Origin of the sequence: Psychrobacillus sp. FSL K6-1415, from assembly GCF_038003185.1 — a bacterium.
GTDB lineage: Bacteria > Bacillota > Bacilli > Bacillales_A > Planococcaceae > Psychrobacillus > Psychrobacillus psychrodurans.
This window is the reverse complement of record NZ_JBBOOQ010000001.1, coordinates 2,711,386-2,733,876: the sequence shown is the minus strand read 5'-3', so window position 1 is coordinate 2,733,876 and position 22,491 is coordinate 2,711,386. Positions and strand designations below refer to the sequence as shown.

The following is a 22,491-nucleotide window of genomic DNA, read 5'->3' as shown; positions in this document are numbered from 1 at the left end:
TGAAAGCCCCGCAGGAACGGAGTGACGAGGAGATTGAAGCCGTGCCCACGGAAAGCGTCCGCCCGGAGCGGAAATCACCGGCATATATATGTTTCGGTTCTTAAAGGACCGGGAGTCTTTTTGCCCGGTTTTTCTTATTATAAAAGGAGTGTTCAAAATGGCAGAAATTATTAAATTGAAATTTCCAGATGGAGCAGTAAAGGAATTCCCTGTATCTACAACTACAGAAGAAATTGCCCAATCGATAAGTCCTGGCTTACGTAAAAAAGCACTTGCTGGAAAACTAAGTGGAGTATTAATTGACCTTAAAACACCAATCACTGAGGATGGAGATATCGCAATTATTACTCCGGAATCTGACGAGGCTCTAGAAATCTTGCGCCATAGTTCGGCACATTTACTTGCGCAAGCAGTTAAACGCCTTTTCAAAGATGTTAAATTGGGTATTGGACCAGTTATTGAAAATGGTTTTTATTATGATATTGACTCACCAGTGCCGATTACTGCGGAAGACTTACCATTAATCGAAAAAGAAATGAAAAAAATAATTAATGAAAATATAGAAATCATTCGCCACGATGTTTCTCGTCAAGTTGCTTTTGATAAATTTAAAGAAGATGAATACAAAGTAGAATTATTAGAAGCAATCCCTGAAGGTGAACAAGTTTCTATTTATGAGCAAGGAGATTTCTTTGACCTTTGTCGTGGAGTTCATGTTCCATCTACTGGGAAACTTAAAGAGTTCAAGCTATTAAGCATTGCTGGTGCATACTGGCGTGGAAATAGTGATAACAAGATGCTTCAACGTATTTACGGTACTGCATTCTTTAAAAAAGAAGAGCTTACTCATCATTTAAATATGTTAGAAGAAGCAAGAGAACGTGATCACCGTAAAATTGGGAAAGAGCTAGATTTATTTACAACTTCTCAAAAAGTTGGTCAAGGTTTACCGCTTTGGTTACCAAATGGAGCGACAATCCGTCGTGTTATTGAGCGTTATATTGTAGATAAAGAGCTTAAATTAGGTTACAAACATGTATATACACCGGTTTTAGGTTCGAAAGAGCTTTATGAAACTTCTGGTCACTGGGATCACTATCAAGATTCTATGTTCCCGCCAATGGAAATGGACAACGAAACATTGGTACTACGCCCAATGAACTGTCCACATCATATGATGGTGTTCAAAAATGGTATGCATTCTTATAGAAACCTTCCGTTACGTATTGCAGAGTTAGGGACAATGCATCGTTATGAAATGTCAGGTGCAGTATCAGGATTACAACGTGTTCGCGGAATGACTTTAAATGATGCGCATTTATTTGTACGTCCAGACCAAATCAAATCCGAGTTCCAAAAAGTTGTAGAATTAATCATTTCGGTTTATAAAGACTTTAACTTAGAAGACTATTCTTTCCGTCTTTCTTATCGTGATCCTCAAAACAAAGAAAAATATTTTGATAACGATGAAATGTGGGAAAAGGCACAAAGCATGTTAAAAGAAGCGATGGACGAGCTTGGTTTAGATTACTTTGAAGCGGAAGATGAAGCGGCATTTTACGGACCAAAATTGGATGTTCAAGTGAAAACAGCGATTGGCAAAGAAGAAACTTTATCGACTGTTCAGCTAGACTTCTTGTTACCTGAACGCTTTGACTTAAATTATGTTGGTGAAGATGGCAAGCAGCATCGTCCTGTTGTTATCCATCGCGGGGTTGTTTCAACGATGGAGCGCTTTGTAGCATTCTTAATCGAAGAATATAAAGGTGCATTCCCAACTTGGTTAGCACCTGTTCAAGTTGAAATAATTCCAGTTTCCAATGAAGTGCATTTTGAATTTGCTAAACAAATAGAAGAGCAATTAGTAGCGGCAGGTTTCCGTGTTGAAATGGATGATCGTGAAGAAAAACTAGGTTATAAGATTCGTGAAGCACAAATGCAAAAAGTTCCATACATGCTTGTACTAGGAGATAAAGAGCTAGAAGCAGGTAATGTCAACGTTCGTAAATACGGAGAACAAAAATCAGAAAGCATTCCTTTTGGAGAGTTCTTAGAACGTTTGAAAGAAGAAGTAGCACACCAATAGATTTAGTGTTGACATACCTATTTCATCATGATATAGTTAATAAGGTTATTGAATACAAGTTTGCGGTATAAGAAGAGGCTGCCCGCTTCTCACCTGTTTGACACCTACAAGTGTTGTTGACTGGTAAGCACAAGATCGACTGTAACATGTAGTTACTACATGTACTCATATCGGCGGGCAGACATATATTATATGTCTGTCCGCTTTTTTTATGGATCTAAAACGGCGTAACTTATTCGTTTCTACGGAATTTATGCCCAAACCATGTATTCGCGACACTATTTGGAGGTGGATCATTATTAGCAAAGACATGTATGTAAACGATGGCATTCGAGCTCGCGAACTACGAGTTATTGATCAGAATGGTGATCAATTAGGATTAAAAACACGTAACGAAGCACTTGAAATAGCAGGTCGTGTAAATTTGGATCTTGTCCTTGTGGCTCCTCAAGCCAAGCCACCAGTCGCTCGTATCATGGACTATGGTAAATTCAAATTTGAGCAGCAAAAGAAAGATCGTGAAGTTCGTAAAAATCAAAAAATCATCGTGATGAAAGAGGTTCGTTTGAGCCCAACAATCGATGAACATGATTTCCAAACGAAATTGAAAAACGCGATCAAGTTCCTTGAAAAAGGAGATAAAGTGAAAGCATCTATTCGCTTTAAAGGTCGTGCCATCACTCATAAAGAGATCGGACAACGAGTTTTAGATAGATTTGCAGAAGCTTGTACGGAAGTATCCACTATCGAGTCAAAACCGAAAATGGATGGCCGTAGTATGTTCTTAGTGCTTGCACCAAAGAACGAAAAACAGTAATAGAGTACAATTGTTTAGGAGGAATTCGACATGCCGAAAATGAAAACTCACCGTGGAGCTGCAAAGCGTTTCAAAAAAACCGGGACTGGAAAATTAAAACATGACCGTGCTTTTGGAAGCCACTTATTCGCTAACAAATCTACTAAAGCAAAACGTAAACTACGTAAAACTAAAGTAGCATCTTCAGGCGATTACAAACGTATCAAAACTTTATTAACTTACATGAAATAATAACAGAAATTCAATCATTCGAAAGAATAGCAGGAGGTAATGAATCATGCCACGCGTAAAAAGCACACCAGTAACTAAACGTCGTCGTAAAAAAGTATTAAAATTAGCTAAAGGTTATTACGGTTCTAAACATACATTATACAAAGTTGCTAACCAACAAGTAATGAAATCATTCATGTATGCATACCGTGACCGTCGCAACAAAAAACGTGATTTCCGTAGACTATGGATTACACGTATCAATGCGGCTGCACGTATGAACGGACTTTCTTATAGCCGTTTAATGCACGGATTAAAATTAGCTGAAATCGAAGTTAACCGTAAAATGTTAGCGGATCTTGCAGTAACAGATTCTCAAGCATTTACACAACTTGCAGATGCAGCAAAAAAAGCAATCGCAAAATAATTTAAGATAAAAAAGCTGATAGAGATTCTATCAGCTTTTTTTGTACAAGGGGCCTAATATGTATGACAAACGTTATTCTTATTTTCATATTAATCATGTCGATTATCGCTTTTTTTGTAATGGGATACGACAAATCACAAGCAAGAAAACAGGGGCAACGTATTTCGGAAAGAACACTTTGGACATTCGCGCTATTAGGTGGAGGAATTGGGGCATATATTGGAATGCAAATGTTTCGCCATAAAACAAAGCATACGAACTTTCGTGTTGGATTTTTAATGTTAATGATCTTATATGCTTTCTTAATATTCTACATATTAACAACAGACAGCTCTATTATTGCATAGGGGTGTCTTTTTGTGTATGCTCTGATTTCCGAGGGAGAGACCGGTGTTTTGTAAAAGTTGCACAAGACTTTAATAGTGGTGCATCGGTGAACTCCAATGATTAAAAGAGATACAAATTATAAAAACAGGGTGACTTGAGTAATAACATGATTTCGGTTAACGCGGCGGAAACGAGAAGAAGAAAACCCTTTAGGGTAACCGTTATTGCCAGTGTAATTAAGGTGAGAACCTTCACAAATTTGGTTTTATTTTAACATAAATATCCAATTTAGATGAATTTAACTTAATCAGATGTAGAATAATTGTCACCGTACCAATTCACTATAAATCAACCTTTACCTCTAACATAGCGTAAATATTTAAGAGTAGTAAATCCTTTTACAAACATACAGTATGTATGTTAAAGTATTATTATAAATATTGGAGGTGGATTTTTCTATGAGAACAAATAGTTTCTATCCTGTTATTTTGACAGACAAGGTTGAGGAAAGTTCAAAATTTTACACAGATTTCTTTGGATTTGAAACAGTATATAATGCAGACTGGTACGTTAGTTTAAGAAAATCCAAGAGTTCCTTTCCTTTTGAATTGGCACTCATTGATAGTTCACATCCCACGATTCCAGTTGCTTACAAAAAATCAGTACAGGGTCTGATTTTGAACTTTGAAGTGGAAGATGTGGATAGGGAGTACCATCGACTCATTATTTCTGAAAATCTCCCTCTAAAGCTTGATATTCGTGATGAGGTGTTTGGCCAACGGCATTTTATAACAAGTGACCCAAACGGAGTCTTAATTGACGTAATAAAAGTCATTCCTCCTTCACAAGAGGAAAGTACTCAATATGTTGAGAAGGTATGGTCAGGTAACGAAAAAGGGGAAATAGATGAGTGAGAGAAAAGCTCTAAAGTATTACTTCGATTTGGAGTTAGCTCACCTGCTCTCTAGTCTTATAAAACCCTATTTTTCCAACATTCCCAACAGATTTATATGTTCAATCTGTTGCAATTAAATTCGAACCGCTAGAATTAAAAGGAAGGGATGCTGTCCTAAACGATGAATTAAGAAACACTATAGAACTATGAGCAATGAGAAGAATAGGAGAATCGCCTTTCATGAAAAGAAGTAAGGAAGAAAGTTACGAAACAATTAGCAAACTCAAGGAAGTTGCTAGAAAGCACTTTACTGAGCACGGCTACTCAGATACTGTATTGGATGAAATAGTTAAAGAAGCCAGCTTAACTAGAGGGGCAGTCTATCACCATTTTGGGAGTAAAAAAGGACTCTTTCTCGCTGTACTAGAGTCTATTCAGAGGGAAGTTGCAAAAAAGGTAGAATCTGAGGCAGCCCAGAGCGAGGATTTATGGGACCAACTAATTTTTGGATGCCGTGCATTTATTACTGCAGCCGTCGAAGAAAAAAACAAGCGAATCATGCTTATAGATGGACCGGCTGTGCTAGGATGGGAAACTTGGCGGAGCATGGATGAAAAAGGCTCTATGCTGTTATTACACGAACAGCTTCAATCAATGCAGAAAAAAGGGTACTTTGAATCGTTATCTATCGATGCATTAACACATATCCTATCGGGTGCATTAAATGAATCTGCTCTATGGATTGCACAGACCCCAAATATAAAGGAATCTGTCGAGGAAACTTTAAAAATCCTTTCTCTGTTATTGGATAGATTTAAATCTTAGATGTACCGATGCGCTGGAAATATACTCCGGCGCATACTTTCGGAACCATCAAATTCATTTAGCATGGCACCCTGTGTTTTCTTCACAAAGCCCTTTAGATTTATAAATAAAAATTTATATATGGTAAGGTTCCCCATTAATAATGCCGTATTATATCCACAACAACGATGGTACGATTGTAGGCAAAAACTGATGATGCGTTGTTCAGCTAAACTGCTCCGTTATTTTAAGTGAAACATTTCACAAACAAATCCACCTCACGAAAAATCAACCCTAGCCTTTAACATAGCCAAAATAATAAACAAAATGATACTAATCCATACTTGTACTGGCTTGCCTAGGTCATTCGATTATATCTACCTGTATCTACCAGAGTCACTATTGACTAGTATAATTAAGAGAGAGAAATTACATATACAAAACCATTTACTTGCTCTTGAATTTCATTTACTTGTGAGAACTGGAGATTTACTTGTCATCCTTCATAGATTACTTGTGCAGACTGTTAGTTTACTTGCTTAAGAAGCTTATTTACTTGCGGAACGGAAAATATATCCATCAATACTTTCAATTATCTGGTGGATGATCTATTAAAAAAATTCTACCTCACAGTGGTCCCTAGGATGTGCGCATTACGAGCCGTAAGAGCGCAAAGAATGAGACTTCAAAAGGGGTGAAGGGACGAAAGATAGCGATCGCGATCCATCCTTGAAGGTTACAAGCGAAGCATGCGGAAAGTTCAACATTCATGTAGGGTGTTTCCTATAGTTAAATATTTGATATTTTTTATCGATCAATTACAAAAAGGTTAGCCGAAAACTCTCGGCTAACCGTGTTTTATTTTCACTGGTCATCCCGCATTAATTGCTCAATAGGGCTTTTCCAGTTTATTTTGGCATTTGGGTAATTCATTTTAATTTCATTTTGTAAGAAACGTAAGTCTTCTTTTGTAAAGCCCTGTAATTTAGCTGGATCTTTTGTCCAAATAAAGATAGAAACGACTTCGAAGGCTTGGTCGGTAGTACCTAAATATTTTTCTCCTTCAAATAGGATCCCTTTATACGTGATAAAGAAGTTTTTACGAACATTTTTTACCTCATCATAATAATAATACTGTTCTTTTTCATATGCCTCATCCAGTTTACGCTTAGGATCAAATAAGTAGCGAAGAATTTTATAAAAAACATATATGATAAGTATCAAAATAAGCAGTCTTAGTAAATGGAACATCTCAAATGTCCTCCTTGTAAAATACATTGTACTTGCTATACGATAGAAGAGGTAGTTTGGTTTCAAAATAAATTAAAATATTTGGAGGAAATGATGAATTTACACAAACTTTTTACAATGCAGCGCGCTTTAGACCAATATATACAATCCAACAAGCAAGTTACGGAGGATGTTTTTGTAAAAAAAGGGTTGGCACTAATAGTTGAACTTGCGGAACTTGCAAACGAGACGAGATGCTTTAAATTCTGGAGTGAAAAGGGTCCTTCAGAACGAAGTGTTATCTTAGAGGAGTATGTTGATTCTATTCACTTTATATTATCGTTAGGTATAGAAAAAGGATTTGAAGATTTAGAGGAATGGCCTTATAAAAGTATTGATGGAGATTTAACTGCACTTTTCATAGGCACAAATGAATCCGTTTTGACATTCTTAAATGAACCGACTCAGAATCACTACGAAAAACTGTGGATAATGTATGGGGCAATTGCGGACAAACTAGGGTTTAGCAGTGAGGACGTCTTACAGGCATATATCGAAAAAAATCAAACAAATTATGATCGTCAAAAAAGTGGTTATTGATTTTGAGTGAAACTTTTTCGTAGACTAGCCGTAAAAAAACAATACATATTAAAACGGTGGTGTAATCTATGAAAAAGTTTCTTGTATCTATAATATTAGTTGTCCTGTCACTTTCCTTTGGAATAGTAGCAGAAGCAAAGTCCTATTCCATTGATAAAATACATATAAAATCTTGGATTCAACCAAATGGGGACCTTTTAGTAAATGAAGTATTTACTTATAATTTTGAGGGGACTTTCTCTAAATTGCATAGGTCTTTTCCAAATGAACATGGTAAAGACGTAGAACAATTTTATGCTTATGAGTTAGCCGACTTGAACTTGGAACCAGGGTTTATTGATCAAGCTATGATGACTCCCTTACAAGTGACACAAGATAATAATACATTTTTTTCAAATATAGGAGTACGTAATCGGCAAGTGTCATTTTTGTATGCTTATACGCTCAAAAATAGTGTCACTGTATATGATAATTATAACGAGCTAGATGTTGTTTATTTTGAAGAAGGGGACAACCATGATCAGGATTATTCCAATGTAACTATAGATTATATTCTTCCCGAAACAGTTGAAACAAATACATTTGAAGGCGTTTTGTACAATAAAGCAAAGGTGAAAACGGAGAAAAATACTTTTGGTATTCGATTTACAAGTCCTGTTTCCAAAGCATTTACTGAAACGAAGACTAGTTTAATATTCCCTGCAGACCTAATTGCATTACCTGGAAAAACTAAAGCTGCAATACCCTATAAAGATGCTTTGGCTAATGAAATAGAACAACAGAAAAAATGGAATAAAAGACTGTCTTATATCGATACACTTATCTCATTCATACCGAAAGTCTCATTTACAATACTAATTATCATCTTATGCTTACTTCTTTTCTTACCGCAAAGACATTTTTGGAGAAAGGGGTATAGTGAGGAAGTTCTAAATACGGATGTATTGTATTTGTTTTTTGTTGATAAATGCGGAAACCCCAATACTAAAGACTTCCTTGCAGGTCTCTTTTCATTAGTAGAAAGAGGGGCTGTTAAGGTAAAACATGCAAAGTCTGCACTTCGTTTTAAACACGATCCAAAAGCGCCGGAAGAAACCTTGGATTTCCGGCTTACTAATGGCGAACTCGCGACTTCAGTTTTTGAGAAGCAAATGACTAGTTGGCTATTTACAACTAGAAGTGGCTCTAGAAAATGGGCTTTTCATTTACACGATGCTGCAGGTGCTGCGAAAGATAATAAAAATTCCACATTCTTTCATAGCAAAGTAAAAGTCTTTAAAAAGAAAAAAACGGAGTGGCATCAGTTAGTAGAAAAAGAGTTAGAAGAGGCGGGAGCTATGAATAGAAAAATTCCCCTACTAATCATTACAGCTTCTATCCTAATGCTTTCGCTGATTACTATGTTCGCTTATTATGCAAATGTACAGAGCTATTCGGCTATGGCTATTATAGCCATATTTACGATTATTTTTTTAGTTATCTTATGGATAAAAAAACGTTCGACATTATTTTTAAGTATATACGCTATTCTATTATTTTTCTTTACTACTTCTATTGCAAATGAAGAGGTTGTAAATTTAATAATTGGATTATTATTTATGGTTATCATTTTATATTTTGTTGCACCAAGAAATATTCTTTCGATGAATGCAGTCCGTGCAAAGGATGCAGTACGTTCCTATCGAAAAGAATTAAAAAATGGGATGCCAAATACATTAAATAATAATGAGCAAGAAAAATGGGTAGTAAGATCTTATTTACTAGGTAAAAAAAATGTAGATATACCAACGAAGGAGTTTTCAGTTCCATTTGCTGCCGTATTACTTGCAAGCACAGACCCCATAGATTATGTTACTAAGTCTTGGTCATGGACTAAGGTTTCCACTTCATCAGACGGAGGAAGTTCTCACTCAGGAGGTTCAACAGATGGTGGTGGAGACGGCGGTGGAGGTGCGGGAGCTGATTGAAATATCGTGGGCTCAAATTTTGAAAATGTCATTAATTTAGAATATAATTAAATCGTACATATATTTAGGAGGTCGAAATAATGCCAAAGCTAGATGAAACATTGACGATGTTAAAGGAATTGACGGATGCTAAAGGGATTCCTGGTAACGAGCGTGAACCAAGAGAAGTGATGGAAAAGTACATTGCACCTTTTGCAGATAAAATTGAATATGATAATCTTGGTAGCTTAATCGCAGAAAAAGTTGGAGATGTGAACGGTCCTAAAATCATGGTAGCTGGACATTTAGATGAAGTCGGATTTATGATTTCAAAAATCGATGACAAAGGATTTTTGAGCTTCCAAACAGTTGGTGGTTGGTGGTCTCAAGTAATGCTTGCACAGCGGGTAACAATTGTCACTCGTAAAGGAGATAATATAACTGGTATTATCGGTTCTAAACCTCCTCATATACTGTCTGCAGAAGCACGTAAAAAAGCAGCGGATATAAAGGATATGTTCATTGATATAGGTGCATCATCTAAAGAAGAAGCAATGGAATGGGGCGTATTACCAGGAGATATGGTAGTTCCTTATTTTGAGTTTTCTGTAATGAATAACGAAAAACTTCTATTAGCAAAAGCGTGGGATAACCGTATAGGTTGTGCAATCGCAGTGGATGTATTAAAAGCATTAAAGGATGAAAAACATCCAAACGTCGTTTATGGAGTAGGTAATGTTCAAGAAGAGGTAGGCCTTCGAGGTGCTAAAACAACTACTAATAAAATAAAACCAGATATCGGCTTTGCTGTAGATGTGGGTGTAGCTGGTGACACTCCAGGTATTACTGCAAAAGAATCGACAAGTAAAATGGGTGAGGGACCACAAATCGTATTATTTGATGCTTCCATGGTTTCTCATAAAGGTTTACGTGATTTTGTAACAGATACTGCAGACGAGCATAATATTCCTTACCAATTTGAAATGATACCAGGTGGAGGAACTGATGCAGGTTCTATGCATATTTCTGTTAATGGTGTTCCTTCGCTGTCAATTGGTGTAGCGACGCGATATATACATTCTCATGCAGGAATTTTGCATAGAGATGACTACGAAAACACGGTGAAATTAATTGTGGAAGTGATAAAGAAATTAGATCGTGATGCAGTAAATAAAATTACTTTTAGTTAATTCATAACTTAGAAGAAATGAGTGAGGTATGATTTACTCATCCCCTCATTTACGGTATTAAATTATCATTTTAACTGAGGCTGGGACAGAACCCAAAAACAGCATTTTTCTCTGTGAGAAAAATGCTGTTTTTTTGCTGTGCACAAAATTGATTTCCATTCCAGGTACGCTTTCCACGGGCGTTGCCTGAGCCTGTAGTCTCAGGCGTCATGCTATTCCCTTAGGAGTCGCCCCTCCATTCCAATCAATTTTATTAAATATCCATTATTTAGTAAAGCTCTCTCTCCTTATCCAATAAAATTTCTACTTCTGTCCCAGCCTTTTCCTTTATATAGATTTAATGTGTTCGTTAAATTGAAATATCTAATTTATTCTACAAAGTAGATATATATTAAGCCGTTTTAAGTAATGTAAGAGTCTATATACCTATATTTTATAGATAATAATAGTAAATCATAAAAATAACAACAATTATGGGGAAAAAGTACTTTTAATTCGTGAATCTATGTGTGAAAATGTATTCAATTTTTTATTTCTAAACTGAATTTTCCTGTTATAATGAGTTGTCTGAACTTTTAGTTACTAGATATGTAAAATTCAATTTAGAAGGATGATTTAACATGAGAAATTCAGTAAAATGGAAAATAATTATTACCGTAATGGTCCTGATAATTATTAGTATGTCTGCTTTAAGTGTAATCAGTACATTAATGGTTAGTGACAAAACGGAAGAAAGTTTAATCGAACAAAGTCAAGTAGTGGTTAATGGTATGTCTTCCACAATTGACACTTACCTGGGTTCTTATGAAAGTGCTGTGGAACAAATGTCTAAATCCTCCGAGATTGTACAATTTTATAATGAATATATAAATGCAGAGGAAGATGCAAAGGCTCCGCTTCAACAAGAATTATCTAACAAGTTTAAAGAATTCTCGTCTGTATATGATGCAACTTCAGCTATTTACTATGCGTTACCTAGTAAACATTTAGAAATTTATCCAGCGGCAGATTTACCAGCAGACTTTGATCCTACATCAAGAGAGTGGTATCAAAATGGACTTGCGAGCAAGGAAGAGTTTGTTTGGTCAAAACCATATATGGATGAAATAACTAAAACGTATACGATTACTGGTTCTAAAGCGGTTGTGGTAAATGGAGAGGTTATGGGAGTTATCGGTATTGATATCCTACTATCACAACTGACAAATACTATATCTGAAAGTGAGCTAGGATTTGATGGGTATCCTATTATTATGGAGGAAGATGGAACGGCCATTGCACATCCTACGTTAGCAGGTGAAAACTTATCTAACTATACATTTATAAATAAAATGCTAGCGAGTACCGAGGAGGAAGGGGTAATTCGCGATTCTACTGACGGGATGTCAACAATATCCGTATTCACAACTCTCCCAGGGTTAGATTGGAAAGTAGGAGCAGTTTATGAACAGGATAATATAAATCAGATTGCTGATAGCATTCGTAATGTAATTATAATGATTGCATTAGCTATTATGATATTCATGTTTATTTCTCTTTACTTTGTAACAAAACGTCTAATACAGCCTATTGAGCAATTGAAAAAACTAATGGATCAGGTAGCCGAAGGGAATCTAACAGTTCATGCGAAAGTTGATACTACCGATGAAATAGGTCAATTAGCAAATAACTTCAACAAAATGACGGATAGCATGCATAACATAATTGGTGTAGTAAAAGACTCAGCTAATCATGTACAATCCAACTCAGAAAGTTTAAGTGCAGTAGCAGAGGAAACTACCGCTTCAGCAGAACAGGTATCTGTTGCTATTGAAGAAATAGCGGAAGGTGCTTTAAAATCAGCAGAGGATGCAGAAGAAGTTACAAATAACTCAGTTCATTTAAGTGATCAGATCAATCTGATCAGTGAGAAATCGCATAAAATGACGACTATTGCCAAGAAAGCCAGTGAAATTAATATCAATGGCCAAAATCAGATGCGTGAATTGAAAAACTCCTTTAATAGTTGGGAAACAAATTTGACTTCTATGGGTAGCGTTGTTAATACGCTAGAACGTAAAGTAAAGGCAATAGGTGGAGTAATGGAAACAATCATGGAAATCTCTGCACAAACAAACTTACTTGCTTTAAATGCAAGTATTGAAGCAGCAAGAGCGGGTGAACATGGTAAAGGTTTTGCGGTAGTTGCAGATGAAGTTAGGAAATTAGCGGAACAGTCAGCTAAAGCAACAGTAGATGTTAAAAAGACCATTCTTGAATTACAACAGGAATCAGCTTTAGTAAGCGAACAAATGAATGAAACGAGAGAAACCTTCCAAAGTCAGGGGACGGTAGTGGTTGATACAGAAATGACCTTTAAGGAAATATCGGAGCTTATGTCCTCTATGCAAACTTCTATCGACGAAGTATCTAATGAAATAGAACAAGTATCTAATTACAAGGAACAAGTGGTAGATACAATCCAAATGATGGCAGCTACATCACAACAAACGGCTGCTGCATGTGAAGAAGTGAGTGCTTCTTCCGATGAACAACTTCGTGCTATTCAATCGGTAGCTAGTGCATCTGAAACATTGACAGAACTAAGCGACAAATTAACAGAGGCCGTAAATCGCTTTCAAGTATAATAAAAAGAAGTTCATATAAATTAAGTTGAATATTCCTCATGCGAATTTATTAGTACATGAAAATGTACTAATTCTGGATACGCATGAGGTTTTTTTTCTTTATATATATGTATCAATGGTGTCAACCAAACCCTAATACCAAACAGTGTATACAATAAACGTCTGTATGCATATATATGTAAATGGATATGCAATTTAATACTACGTTTTATATGGAATTACAGAGGAAATATAATAAAAGTATTTTTGGGTCAGTCATTTCAAATGTATGTAAATAAAAATGAATTTTTATTGTTTGTATAATAATTCACTTGACTTAATATTTATCCAATAATATAATATGTATTACATAAATATACGGAAAAGGAGATTTTTTAGATGAAGTTACTCGAATGGGTGAATTTAAAGGTAGTGGATAGCTTAAAAGGGAAAGACTTACTAACGCTTTTAGATTACTCAAAGGAGGAAGTTAGCGATTTAATCCAGTTGGCAGTTGAGTTGAAGGCTTTGACGAAAGCTGGAAAATGTCCTCCATTACTAGAAGGTAAAACGTTAGGCATGATTTTTGAAAAACATTCAACCCGTACAAGAATCTCCTTTGAAGTAGGTATGAAGCAATTAGGTGGTAACGGTATGTTCATGAACGCGCGTGATTTACAGATCGGTCGAGGTGAATCTGTATATGACACAGGTCATGTTTTGTCTGGTTACTTAGATGGAATCATGATTCGTGCAAATTCCCATGAAATGGTTAAAGAGCTTGCTGAACATGCCAGTATTCCTGTCATTAATGGTTTAACAGATATTTTCCATCCATGCCAAGCACTTGCTGACATTTTAACGATTCATGAAGTAAAAGGATACACTTCTGGACTCAAACTTGCATATATCGGTGATGGAAACAATGTTGCGCATTCACTAGTAATAGCTGCAGCTCATATGGGGATGCATATTTCCGTGGCAACTCCAGTTGGCTATGAAGCTGACATGCAAATACTAGAAAAGGCTAATGATCTTGCTCTAAAAAATGGTGGCTCGCTGTTCGTTTCTAATGATCCTGTAGAAGCGGTTGTAAATGCAGATGTTGTATATACGGATGTATGGACATCGATGGGGCAAGAAGAGGAAACAACTAAGAGACTTGCTGATTTTAAAAACTATCAAATCAATGATGAATTAGTTGCTAATGCAAAAAAAGATTATATGTTTTTACATTGCTTGCCGGCCCATCGTGAAGAAGAGGTTGTCAGCTCTGTGATTGATGGTCCGAACTCGTATATTTTCCAACAAGCTGAAAATCGCTTGCATGCACAAAAAGCAATACTTGCATCAGTAATGGCTTAAATTTGTATCACAAATGAATGTAGACAGGGTCTGTCTCTTTGTTTGGAATTATTTATAGTGATGTCGTGTATCAAGATGGATAACTTCATCACTACATAGGAAGAGTGATTCGGGAGACGCTGAATCACTCTTTATTATTTTTAAAAAGTAAGTCTAGGTATGTGAAGTTTAAATTACACTATTTCTATATCCTACTTACATTTAGATACATAGATTAGAATTACAATATGTATTGCCAAAATCTCCTCATTTGAACATAAAAAAGAGTAGAGCGACGAGCACTCTACTCCAAATAAACAAGTTTATTCAACTTGGGCTTTAGTTGTACTATCAATAGAAACAACTACGTTTTCTTTCACTTCCTCTTTCACTGGACGCTTAGACCAGTACGTTGCTAAAATCGGTCCAGAAATATTATGCCATACAGCACCTAATGCACTTGGAAGTGCTGCAAGTGGCCCTAAGTGAGTACCTGCTAAAGCAACACCTAAACCAGAGTTTTGCATACCTACTTCAATAGATATAGCACGACGATCCAGCTCAGATAATCCCAGAAGTTTTGCGGTATAATAGCCAAGTAATAAACCTGCTCCATTATGCAAAAATACTCCTAAAAATACTAACAAACCAGCTGAAGCGATATTATTTACATTTCCTGCAACAACAGCTGAAACAATAGTTATTATTGCCAACACGGATATTAAAGGGACAATATTTGTACTTTTCTCAACGGCAACTGGAAACAATTTTTTCACGATTAATCCAAGTACGATTGGGAAAATTATGACTTGAACAATTGATATAAACATTTCAACTGCATTTACAGGCATCCACTGTCCAGCAAATAAAAGTAATAATGCTGGTGTTAATAATGGAGCAAGCAGTGTTGAAAAAGATGTCATTGTAATCGAAAGTGGCACGTTTCCTTTTGCTAAATAAACCATTACATTAGAAGCAGTTCCTCCAGGGACTGAACCGAGTAGTACTAGCCCCGCGGCTAACTCACTAGGTAAATTTAATATATAAGCAATTGTAAAAGCAATAAGTGGCATTATGACAAATTGCGCTATAACACCGATGATAACAGGTTTAGGGTGTGTTGCGATTAATTTAAAATCGACTGCCTTTAAGGTGAGACCCATACCAAACATAACAACACCTAGTAAAATTGTAATATAACCCTTGATTGGTAAAAACGTTTCTGGAACTAAAAATGCAATTACTCCTACGACAATTACAAGTAGTGCAAAATATTTGCCTGCCAAATTACTGATAGATTCCAATACTTTCATCTTATTCACCAGTACTTTCTATTTTTACGATTTTTTGTGGATTTAAAATATTGTTAGGATCAAGAGCTATTTTAATCTTTTCCATTACCTGTAAAGCAGCACCGTGCTCTAATGCTTGGTATTTTTGTTTACCAATACCAACGCCATGCTCTCCTGTACAAGTGCCGTTACGATCGATTGCATAATGCACTATTTTTTCATTAAAACTGTCTGCCCTAGCAACTTCTTCCGCATCATTCATATCAATCATTATTATTGCATGGAAATTACCATCTCCTACATGACCAGTAAGACCTCCAATAAGATCAAGTGAATTTAATTCCTTACGTGCAAAAACCACAGCATCGGCTAGTTCAGAGATTGGTACACACACATCAGTAACCATCATTTTTTTACCGACATTCCCATGGATATACGCATACGCTAAGTTATGTCTTGCGTCCCATAGCTTAGTACGTGCTGTATTATCTGTTTCAAATTGGATTTCTTCGCAGCTGTGATCTTCCATTATTTCTTTTGTAAACTCTACATCTTGTTTTAAACCTGCTTCATTGCCGTCAAATTCTAAAAATAAGGTTGGTCTCTCTGCATAATTCGTTTCACTAAAACGATTAACTTGTCGAATAGATTCTTCGTCGACCAGTTCCACGCGAGCGATTGGTATTCCTGCCTGTAAAATAGAAGTGACAGCTTCTACAGCGTTTTGAACTGTCGGAAAGACAGCTCGAGCTGCTGTTGTGAATTCAGGTATCCCGTATACTCTTAAGGTTAATTCTGTAAAACAACCAAGTGTCCCTTCAGAACCAACAAATAAACCATTCAAATGATACCCAGAAGCTGATTTAGCTGCAAGATTTCCAGTATGTATAACAGTGCCATCCGCTAGGACAACTTCTAAATCACGTACCTGATCACGCATCACACCGTATTTAACCGTCGTTGTGCCACTAGCATTTGTTGCTGCCATACCACCAAGTGTCGCATCTGCTCCAGGATCTACAGAGAAGAATAATCCGTATTTTTTTAGCTCCTTGTTTAATTGTGTTCGAGTTACACCAGGTTGCACCTTGACTAGCAGGTCGTTTTCACGGATTTCCAATATTTTGTCCATTAATGAAAAATCGATTGTAATTCCATTATCATAGGGAATTACATGACCTTCTAGGCTTGAACCGCGTCCAAATGGAACGACAGGTATATGTAGATTATTTGCAGTCTTCAAAATTTGACTAACCTCATCCGTTTCTTTGGGAAACACTACTAAGTCAGGTAGACTTATTTCATGATAAGACTCATCTTTACTATGTAATTCTCTTACAGTCAGATTGACTGAAATCTGCTCTTCGTTTAAAAATTTCTTTAATTCACTTAAAGTAATTTCAATGGATGTATTCATTTTATTCGCCTCTTTAATATATTGATAATTTATTAGAATATTTAAAATGATTCCAATAAAACAATTATAAGCAGTAATTATAAAAAGGCAAACTTTTATTATTGTAATTTTTGGATATAAACGCAATTTAATATATTGTATATTTGGGGAGAAGGCCATACGACAATATTGTAAGCGTTTTAGTTAATCTTGAAAAAAATTATTGAAAATTGAAAAACCCCGTGAAGAATTCCATTTCTTCACGGGATTTTCTCATTTTGCGAATGCAGTTGCTAATTCACTTAATACGGATTGTTTGTTCGATTCATCTGTCATATTCCACCATTTTTCAAAGAAAACACCTAATCCAGGTAGTAAGTGTTCCTCGCCTCTTTGGATAGCATCTTCTACTACACCTCGAATATCTGTTGCGGTATGACCTTTCATATTAGCTGTAATAGCTTCTCTTATTTGAAAATCCATTTAATCACTCCTTGTAATTATCTTCCCCAAACTCTCGCAAGCTATACATGATTTTGTTACACTAAAATAAAAAAGGCGGTTACATATACATGAAACGAATTGAATCTCCGCAAAATTCATTAGTAAAGCATTGGAAAAAATTATTAAGTGTTAGAAAAGAACGCGACAAAACAGGCGAATTCATTATAGAAGGATATCATTTAGTAGAAGAAGCAATTAAGCAAAAAGAAAATGTACTTACCATTATGATAAGTGATACAGCGGAAGTTCCTGGAAATTGGGATATAAAAAATATGGAAGTTGTAGAAATAAATGATTTGATAAAAAAAGAGTTAGCCGAAACAGAACATACGCAAGGTATATTTGCACATTGCAAGCAACAAACTGTGAATGAAGAAGAGCATGTTAACTGGAATCGCATATTATTAATAGATGCTGTACAGGATCCAGGGAATATTGGCACAATGATTCGGACAGCAGATGCGTCTGGTCTTGATGCTGTTATTCTTGGGAAAGGATCTGCAGATGCCTATAATTCCAAAACGTTGCGTTCTGCACAGGGATCTCATTTTCATTTGCCAATTATTAAAGGTAATCTCTCTGAATGGGTAGAAAAATTGAAAGAACGAAAAGTAACCGTATTTGGTACAGCGTTTGAAAATTCTACACCATATAATGAAGTTAAAAAAGAAGAAACATTTGCGCTAATCGTAGGAAATGAAGGAAGTGGGATTAATAAGGAACTTCTCGGGCAGACCGATCAAAATATTATCGTTCCTTTATTGGGACAAGCAGAATCATTAAACGTTGCAGTTGCTACGGGTATTCTGTTGTATGGTCTTACTTTAAAATAATATATAAAATCATTATGCTGTAATTAATTCTGTATATGTATAAAAATAAATCAGACTTGAAGAAAAATTAAAAAGTCCGTATAATAGATGTAATCTAATATATAAAAGCTGTCATCGGGAAAAGTATATATGTTAATTTGAAAACAGGAATTTTACACCTTGACTGAAAGTGTAAATAGAGAATGCATATAGAAGTTCACCCCGCTAGCTGCCACCGGGACCAGCAATTGCTGTAAAGGTGAGCCGGTGTAGAGCCGTTAGTCGAATTGAGTGATTGCACTTATCTTTGTGCAATAATCAGGGTGGTACCGCGAAATTAGTCCTCGTCCCTTTTATAGGGGCGGGGATTTTTTATTTTGTCTCATATTTTGTAAAAGAATATTTAATAGCAAGATAAGGTGCAAAATATGTTGTCCATTTAGATAAGGTGAATTTGATTAAGGAGAGATCAGGAAAATGGAAGCACAACTTCAACAGTTAAAAGAAGAAGTACTACAAAAAATTGAAGCTTCAGCGAGCGTTAAAGAACTTAATGACGTGCGTGTTGCCTACTTAGGAAAAAAAGGACCCATTACGGATTTACTAAAAGGAATGGGTAAACTTCCTGCGGAGGAACGTCCGAAAATGGGGGCGTTAGTAAATGTTGTTCGTGAAGAGGTAACGACTGTATTAGAGGCACGTATGACATTGCTTCAAGAACAAGCAATTAATGAACAACTAGAAAAAGAATCAATTGATGTAACACTACCAGGTCGTCCAGTAAAAATGGGGAATCATCATCCACTAACTCGAGTAGTGGAGGAGATTGAGGATTTATTTATAAGCATGGGTTATGAAATTGCGGAAGGTCCAGAAGTAGAAAAAGACTATTATAATTTCGAAGCCCTGAATTTACCAAAAGGTCATCCAGCTCGTGATATGCAAGACTCTTTCTATATTTCAGAGGATATTCTATTGCGTACTCATACGTCTCCAGTTCAAGCACGTACGATGGAAGCGAAAGAAGGCCAACCAATTAAGATTATTTGCCCAGGTAAAGTATATCGCCGGGATAATGATGACGCGACTCATTCACATCAATTTACACAAATTGAAGGACTTGTAATCGGTGAAAATATTCGCATGAGTGACCTTAAAGGTACTCTTTCTGTATTTGCGAAGAAAATGTTCGGGGATGACCGTGAAATTCGTCTACGTCCAAGCTTCTTCCCATTCACAGAGCCTTCAGTGGAAATGGATATTTCTTGCTTTAAATGTGGTGGCGATGGCTGTAACGTTTGTAAGAAAACAGGTTGGATTGAGATTTTAGGTGCTGGGATGGTTCATCCGAACGTTTTAGAGATGGCTGGCTATGATTCTAAAAAGCTATCTGGATTTGCATTTGGTATGGGACCAGAACGTATTGCAATGTTGAAATATGGAGTGGAAGATATTCGTCATTTCTATACGAATGATGTGCGTTTCTTATCGCAATTCCACCGAACAGAAGTGTAAGGAGGAATTTGACATGTTAGTATCGACGAAATGGTTATCAGAGTATGTAAACACACAAGGATTAGATCCGAAAGATTTAGGGGAGAAAATCACACGTGCAGGTATTGAAGTAGATGCAGTGCTTGATCGTTCTCATGGAATGACAAATGTTGTTGTAGGATATGTGAAAGAAAAAGTGAAGCATCCAGAAGCAGATAAATTGAATATTTGTCAGGTAGATGTTGGTGAAGAAACTACACAAATTATTTGTGGAGCACCAAATGTAGAAGCAGGGCAAAAAGTAATCGTTGCTCGTCCAGGAGCAGTACTTCCTGGTGGTATGAAGATTAAAAAAGCGAAGCTTCGTGGGGAAGAATCGAACGGAATGATTTGTTCCCTTCAAGAACTGGGAATTGAAGGTCGCCTTGTTCCTAAAGCATATGCTGATGGTATTTATGTTCTTCCGGAAACAGCTGTTCCTGGGGAGAGTGTTCTTCCACTTTTAGGTTTAGATGATATTGTTTTGGAACTTGGATTAACACCAAATCGTTCGGATGCATTGAGCATGCTTGGTGTTGCATATGAAGTTGGAGCAATTTTATCTGAGGATATGAAATATCCAGAAGCAGCATATACAGCAAGTAAGGTAAAAGCAACGGATTTCTTAAAACTAACAGTAGAAGCAATTGAAGAAAATCCAATGTATATTGCTAAAGTAGTGAAAAATGTACAAGTGAAAGAGTCTCCACTTTGGTTACAGCATCGCTTAATGGCAGCCGGTGTTCGTCCACATAATAATGTAGTAGATATTACGAACTATGTATTAATGGAATATGGTCAACCTCTTCATGCATTTGACTATGATCGTCTGGAAACAAATGAGATTGTAGTGCGACTTGCAGGTGACGGGGAAAAAATTGTTACTCTTGACGACCAGGAACGTACATTGAAATCGAATAATTTAGTTATAACAAATGGCAATGAACCTGTTGCAATTGCCGGAGTGATGGGTGGAGCAAATTCAGAAGTTCATGATGGCACAACAACTGTTGTCATAGAGTCAGCGTACTTTGTAAGTGGTTCTGTTCGTCAAACATCGAAAGACCATAACTTACGCAGTGATGCGAGTGCACGTTTTGAAAAGGGGGTCGATCCAAACCGCGTAATTCTTGCAGCAGAGCGTGCAGCAAGTCTTCTTGCAGAACTTGCAGGAGGAGAAGTGCTAGCTGGTTCTGTGATCGTCGATGAGCTAGACAAAACTCCTGCTGAAGTAGTTGTATCTCCGGACTTCATCAACAACCGTTTAGGTATGAAGATTTCCTTAGAGGACATGACATCTATTTTAACTCGATTAAAATTTGATTACCAAGCAGCAAATGGTCTCTTGTACATTAAAGCACCAACTCGACGCCAGGATATTAAAATTGAAGAAGATATAATAGAAGAAATTGCTCGTATGTACGGCTATGATGAAATTCCAATGACATTACCAGTTGAGGAATCCAAACCAGGTGGACTAACGTCTTATCAAGCAAAACGTCGTCAAGTACGTGCATACTTAGAAGGTGCTGGTTTATATCAAGCAATTACGTATTCATTAACTTCTAAAGAAATGTCTCAAAAATTTGCGTTAGAAACAGCCACGGTAACAGAGTTGTTAATGCCGATGAGTGAAGAACGAAGCATACTTCGCCAAAGTTTAATCCCGCATTTACTAGAAGCTGTTACGTATAATACAGCCCGTCAAGCAGATACGGTAGCACTGTATGAAGTAGGCTCTGTTTTCTTAGGTGAAACTGATTCTGGATTACCTCATGAACAAGAACATCTAGCAGCGGTAATCTCTGGTAAATGGTTAGACCATAGCTGGCAAGGTGAGAAAAAAGCAGTTGATTTCTTTGTACTAAAAGGAATTGTAGAAGGATTAATGGAGCTTCTCGGACATACAAGTGGGCTTACATTTGAACGTGCAGTAGTAGATGGATTACATCCTGGACGCACAGCTTCTATCAAATTGTCTGGAGAAAAAATCGGATTAATCGCTCAATTACACCCATCTGAGCAAAAAGATCGTGATTTAAAAGAAACGTATGTGTTGGAAATGGATTTAGCAAAAGTTCTAAATAAAGAAGTAGAAGCATTGTATTATGCACCAGTATCTAAATTCCCTTCTATTACACGTGATATTGCCTTAGTTGTAGATAGTGAAAAAGCAACTGGGGAACTTCAAGCAATTATCCAATTATCTGGTGGTAGATTATTAAAAGGTGTACATCTATTCGATTTATACGAAGGAGAAAAAATGGAGCCAGGCAAAAAGTCGGTTGCATTCTCCCTAACATACTTTGATCCAGAACGTACCCTTACGGACGAAGAAGTAGTAAACGCTCATAACAAAGTATTAAAAGCACTTGCGGAGCAAGCGGGAGCGGAATTAAGAGGATAATAAGTAAAAGTTGAGCAGCGCCGATTTTAGGTGTTGCTCTTTTTTTATAGAATTTTTAAAATATA

At 36.4% G+C, this 22,491-nt stretch carries 19 protein-coding genes and 1 other annotated feature; of the genes, 15 read left to right on the top strand and 4 right to left on the bottom strand.

The annotated features are described in order from the left end of the window. Positions 1 to 157 precede the first annotated feature (157 nt). The 7 genes from thrS (at position 158) to MKY60_RS12925 (ending at position 5,587) form a co-directional block, all read left to right on the top strand. Entirely contained in the window at positions 158 to 2,086 is a 1,929-nt protein-coding gene (gene thrS, locus MKY60_RS12955; RefSeq protein WP_093496049.1) for a threonine--tRNA ligase, read from the top strand. A gap of 295 nt (positions 2,087 to 2,381) precedes the next feature. Next, positions 2,382 to 2,903: a translation initiation factor IF-3 gene (gene infC, locus MKY60_RS12950; protein WP_211896192.1), complete on the top strand. Its 522-nt coding sequence runs from the start codon at positions 2,382 to 2,384 to the stop codon at positions 2,901 to 2,903. A 30-nt stretch (positions 2,904 to 2,933) separates the two neighbouring features. Then, entirely contained in the window at positions 2,934 to 3,134 is a 201-nt protein-coding gene (gene rpmI, locus MKY60_RS12945) for a 50S ribosomal protein L35 (RefSeq protein WP_053588661.1), read from the top strand. 46 nt (positions 3,135 to 3,180) lie between these two features. After that, positions 3,181 to 3,540, top strand: coding sequence for a 50S ribosomal protein L20 (rplT, locus tag MKY60_RS12940; protein ID WP_090564198.1), 360 nt, complete (start codon positions 3,181 to 3,183; stop codon positions 3,538 to 3,540). Positions 3,541 to 3,602: 62 nt separating this feature from the next. Then, a complete protein-coding gene (locus MKY60_RS12935) occupies positions 3,603 to 3,887 on the top strand; it encodes a DUF1294 domain-containing protein (RefSeq protein ID WP_090564196.1) in 285 nt (94 codons plus the stop codon). A 438-nt stretch (positions 3,888 to 4,325) separates the two neighbouring features. Next, on the top strand, positions 4,326 to 4,781 hold the full coding sequence (locus MKY60_RS12930; RefSeq protein WP_241596858.1) for a VOC family protein: 456 nt from the start codon (positions 4,326 to 4,328) through the stop codon (positions 4,779 to 4,781). A gap of 221 nt (positions 4,782 to 5,002) precedes the next feature. Continuing rightward, positions 5,003 to 5,587 (top strand): TetR/AcrR family transcriptional regulator, encoded by a 585-nt coding sequence (locus tag MKY60_RS12925; protein WP_340930105.1) that lies wholly within the window; start codon positions 5,003 to 5,005, stop codon positions 5,585 to 5,587. 843 nt (positions 5,588 to 6,430) lie between these two features. Here MKY60_RS12925 and MKY60_RS12920 read toward each other — a convergent pair. After that, positions 6,431 to 6,817, bottom strand: a complete 387-nt coding sequence (locus tag MKY60_RS12920) for a sigma-w pathway protein ysdB (protein WP_093496045.1) — start codon at positions 6,815 to 6,817, stop codon at positions 6,431 to 6,433. Between the two features lie 93 nt (positions 6,818 to 6,910). Here MKY60_RS12920 and MKY60_RS12915 point away from each other — a divergent pair, with 93 nt between their 5' ends. The 5 genes from MKY60_RS12915 (at position 6,911) to argF (ending at position 14,503) form a co-directional block, all read left to right on the top strand. Beyond that, a complete protein-coding gene (locus MKY60_RS12915) occupies positions 6,911 to 7,396 on the top strand; it encodes a dUTP diphosphatase (RefSeq protein ID WP_340930103.1) in 486 nt (161 codons plus the stop codon). Between the two features lie 68 nt (positions 7,397 to 7,464). Beyond that, the gene (locus MKY60_RS12910) at positions 7,465 to 9,363 is read left to right on the top strand and encodes a DUF2207 domain-containing protein (protein ID WP_340930101.1); all 1,899 of its coding nucleotides are present in this window, start codon (positions 7,465 to 7,467) and stop codon (positions 9,361 to 9,363) included. Positions 9,364 to 9,443: 80 nt separating this feature from the next. Then, a complete protein-coding gene (locus MKY60_RS12905; RefSeq protein WP_090564182.1) occupies positions 9,444 to 10,532 on the top strand; it encodes a M42 family metallopeptidase in 1,089 nt (362 codons plus the stop codon). 620 nt (positions 10,533 to 11,152) lie between these two features. Next, the gene (locus MKY60_RS12900) at positions 11,153 to 13,159 is read left to right on the top strand and encodes a methyl-accepting chemotaxis protein (protein ID WP_340930098.1); all 2,007 of its coding nucleotides are present in this window, start codon (positions 11,153 to 11,155) and stop codon (positions 13,157 to 13,159) included. Between the two features lie 378 nt (positions 13,160 to 13,537). Next, positions 13,538 to 14,503, top strand: coding sequence for an ornithine carbamoyltransferase (gene argF, locus MKY60_RS12895; RefSeq protein WP_340930096.1), 966 nt, complete (start codon positions 13,538 to 13,540; stop codon positions 14,501 to 14,503). Between the two features lie 302 nt (positions 14,504 to 14,805). Here the strand turns inward: argF and MKY60_RS12890 are convergent, their stop codons facing one another. The 3 genes from MKY60_RS12890 to sspI all read right to left on the bottom strand — a co-directional run bounded on the left by MKY60_RS12890 (position 14,806) and on the right by sspI (position 17,653). Then, positions 14,806 to 15,795 carry a bile acid:sodium symporter family protein gene (locus MKY60_RS12890; protein WP_090564176.1) on the bottom strand — a complete coding sequence of 330 codons (990 nt, stop codon included), beginning with the start codon at positions 15,793 to 15,795 and terminating at the stop codon, positions 14,806 to 14,808. A gap of 1 nt (position 15,796) precedes the next feature. Then, complete coding sequence (locus tag MKY60_RS12885; protein ID WP_340930093.1) at positions 15,797 to 17,191, bottom strand: FAD-binding oxidoreductase; 1,395 nt, start codon at positions 17,189 to 17,191, stop codon at positions 15,797 to 15,799. A gap of 252 nt (positions 17,192 to 17,443) precedes the next feature. Then, complete coding sequence (gene sspI / locus MKY60_RS12880) at positions 17,444 to 17,653, bottom strand: small acid-soluble spore protein SspI (RefSeq protein ID WP_090564172.1); 210 nt, start codon at positions 17,651 to 17,653, stop codon at positions 17,444 to 17,446. An 89-nt stretch (positions 17,654 to 17,742) separates the two neighbouring features. Between sspI and MKY60_RS12875 the strand changes: the two genes are divergently transcribed. The 3 genes from MKY60_RS12875 (at position 17,743) to pheT (ending at position 22,426) form a co-directional block, all read left to right on the top strand. Next, the gene (locus tag MKY60_RS12875) at positions 17,743 to 18,507 is read left to right on the top strand and encodes a TrmH family RNA methyltransferase (RefSeq protein ID WP_090564170.1); all 765 of its coding nucleotides are present in this window, start codon (positions 17,743 to 17,745) and stop codon (positions 18,505 to 18,507) included. A gap of 101 nt (positions 18,508 to 18,608) precedes the next feature. Beyond that, positions 18,609 to 18,841: a binding site (T-box leader), on the top strand. A 122-nt stretch (positions 18,842 to 18,963) separates the two neighbouring features. Further along, positions 18,964 to 20,001 (top strand): phenylalanine--tRNA ligase subunit alpha, encoded by a 1,038-nt coding sequence (pheS, locus tag MKY60_RS12870; RefSeq protein ID WP_090564168.1) that lies wholly within the window; start codon positions 18,964 to 18,966, stop codon positions 19,999 to 20,001. Positions 20,002 to 20,014: 13 nt separating this feature from the next. Then, positions 20,015 to 22,426, top strand: coding sequence for a phenylalanine--tRNA ligase subunit beta (pheT, locus tag MKY60_RS12865; protein WP_340930089.1), 2,412 nt, complete (start codon positions 20,015 to 20,017; stop codon positions 22,424 to 22,426). Positions 22,427 to 22,491: the final 65 nt, after the last annotated feature.

Bases quoted from the DNA above. Each gene is read 5' to 3' on its own strand.
- thrS (WP_093496049.1), top strand. From the start codon at position 158: ATGGCAGAAATTATTAAATTGAAATTTCCAGATGGAGCAGTAAAGGAA.
- rpmI (WP_053588661.1), top strand. From the start codon at position 2,934: ATGCCGAAAATGAAAACTCACCGTGGAGCTGCAAAGCGTTTCAAAAAA.
- MKY60_RS12885 (WP_340930093.1), bottom strand. From the start codon at position 17,191: ATGAATACATCCATTGAAATTACTTTAAGTGAATTAAAGAAATTTTTA.
- rplT (WP_090564198.1), top strand. From the start codon at position 3,181: ATGCCACGCGTAAAAAGCACACCAGTAACTAAACGTCGTCGTAAAAAA.
- MKY60_RS12900 (WP_340930098.1), top strand. From the start codon at position 11,153: ATGAGAAATTCAGTAAAATGGAAAATAATTATTACCGTAATGGTCCTG.
- pheS (WP_090564168.1), top strand. From the start codon at position 18,964: ATGGAAGCACAACTTCAACAGTTAAAAGAAGAAGTACTACAAAAAATT.
- argF (WP_340930096.1), top strand. From the start codon at position 13,538: ATGAAGTTACTCGAATGGGTGAATTTAAAGGTAGTGGATAGCTTAAAA.
- MKY60_RS12925 (WP_340930105.1), top strand. From the start codon at position 5,003: ATGAAAAGAAGTAAGGAAGAAAGTTACGAAACAATTAGCAAACTCAAG.
- MKY60_RS12915 (WP_340930103.1), top strand. From the start codon at position 6,911: ATGAATTTACACAAACTTTTTACAATGCAGCGCGCTTTAGACCAATAT.
- MKY60_RS12935 (WP_090564196.1), top strand. From the start codon at position 3,603: ATGACAAACGTTATTCTTATTTTCATATTAATCATGTCGATTATCGCT.
- MKY60_RS12890 (WP_090564176.1), bottom strand. From the start codon at position 15,795: ATGAAAGTATTGGAATCTATCAGTAATTTGGCAGGCAAATATTTTGCA.
- MKY60_RS12875 (WP_090564170.1), top strand. From the start codon at position 17,743: ATGAAACGAATTGAATCTCCGCAAAATTCATTAGTAAAGCATTGGAAA.
- sspI (WP_090564172.1), bottom strand. From the start codon at position 17,653: ATGGATTTTCAAATAAGAGAAGCTATTACAGCTAATATGAAAGGTCAT.
- MKY60_RS12905 (WP_090564182.1), top strand. From the start codon at position 9,444: ATGCCAAAGCTAGATGAAACATTGACGATGTTAAAGGAATTGACGGAT.
- MKY60_RS12920 (WP_093496045.1), bottom strand. From the start codon at position 6,817: ATGTTCCATTTACTAAGACTGCTTATTTTGATACTTATCATATATGTT.
- MKY60_RS12910 (WP_340930101.1), top strand. From the start codon at position 7,465: ATGAAAAAGTTTCTTGTATCTATAATATTAGTTGTCCTGTCACTTTCC.
- pheT (WP_340930089.1), top strand. From the start codon at position 20,015: ATGTTAGTATCGACGAAATGGTTATCAGAGTATGTAAACACACAAGGA.
- MKY60_RS12930 (WP_241596858.1), top strand. From the start codon at position 4,326: ATGAGAACAAATAGTTTCTATCCTGTTATTTTGACAGACAAGGTTGAG.